The organism is Frankia sp. BMG5.23 (assembly GCF_000685765.2).
In the GTDB taxonomy this organism is placed as follows: Bacteria; Actinomycetota; Actinomycetes; order Frankiales; family Frankiaceae; genus Frankia; species Frankia casuarinae.
In genome coordinates, this window is record NZ_JDWE01000162.1 from 1 (window position 1) to 1,330 (window position 1,330).

Consider the following 1,330-nt stretch of genomic DNA (forward strand, 5'->3'; position numbering starts at 1 on the left):
TCGGCTGGTTCGGCCTGGTCATCCGGCGTGTGGTTGATCCCGGCGGGCTTCGGGAGCGGCGGCGGGACCGGGGGCTGGTTCACGAACCGTTCCGGATGCGCGGCGTAGGCCACGTCGAGGACACGGCTGCGGGCAGCGTGTACCGCCTCGGCCTGGCCGAAGTACACGGCCGCCGGCGTGAGATAGCCGATTCCCGAATGTCTGTGCTCATGGTTGTACCAGGCGAAGAACCCGCGGCAGAACTGGCGCGCCTCGGCAATGGTACCGAAGCGGTCAGGAAAGTCGGGCCGGTACTTCAGCGTCTTGAACTGTGATTCCGAGTACGGGTTGTCGTTCGAGACCCGCGGCCTCGAGTGCGACCGGACGATGTCAAGGTCCGCGTAGAGCAACGCGACCGTCTTCGACGTCATCGACGAACCCCGGTCCGCGTGCACCGTCAGCCTCGGCGTGTCGACGCCGTACTTCTCGCAGGTCTGCGTGACGAGCTCCTTCGCCAGTTCACCCGACTCGTTCGGCGCCAGCATCCAGCCGACGACGTAACGACTGAAGATATCGAGGATGACATACAGGTAGAAATAGCTGTGTTTCGACGGCCCCTTGATTTTCGTGATATCCCAGGTCCATACCCGGTTCGGCGCCTCCGCGAGCAGTTCGGGTTTCACATGCGGAGGGTGCGTGGCCTGGGCCCGGCGCTCCCCGGTCTGCCCCGCAGCGGCCAGGACCCGGTAGAAGGTGCGCCACGAGGCCAGGTAGACGCCCTCGTCGAGCAGCGTCGCCCACACCGACTGCGGCGCCGCGTCGGCGAACCGCTCCGAGTTGAGCAGCTCGAGAATCCGCGCCCGTTCCTCGACGGACAGCGCCCGCGGCTGAACCCGCTCCCGGTACGGCTTCGGTGCCCGCCGCGGCGGAGCCGGCACCGGCGGCCGGTGCCGGCGATAGAACGTCGCCCGCGACCGCCCCGTCAGCTCGCACGCGTTCTTAGGACCGACGATCTCCGCCAACTCGACCGTGCACGCATCAGCTATCCGTTCTCCTTCGGCGACGACTCCTGGGAAAGATCCGGAATGCTTTCGGAGAGCGCCTCCAAGAGCGCGTTGGCTTTTCCCATGATATCAATCACGCGACGGGACGCCTCAAGCTCCTTGTCCTTCCGGGCCAGCTCCGCCCGCAACTGCTCGATCTCCTTCTCCCGCGGGTCCGTTGCCGGCCGGCCACGCGGCCTCGACAACGCCGCCGCCCGGCCTTCCTCCGCCGCGCGCCGCCATTCCACGAGATGCGCCGAATACAACCGCTCCCGGCGCAGGATCGCGCCCTTCTCACCATGCCCGGC

Annotated in this window: 1 protein-coding gene and 1 pseudogene; both read right to left on the minus strand. The window is 67.2% G+C overall.

The genetic code is table 11. From position 1 onward, the window contains the following. A partial coding sequence (locus BMG523DRAFT_RS22330) for an IS3 family transposase (protein ID WP_043592351.1) occupies nt 1-1,001 on the minus strand: 1,001 nt, incomplete at its 3' end. Nucleotides 1,002-1,021: 20 nt separating this feature from the next. Next, nucleotides 1,022-1,330 (minus strand): annotated as a pseudogene (locus BMG523DRAFT_RS25570) (hypothetical protein); the annotation flags it as partial.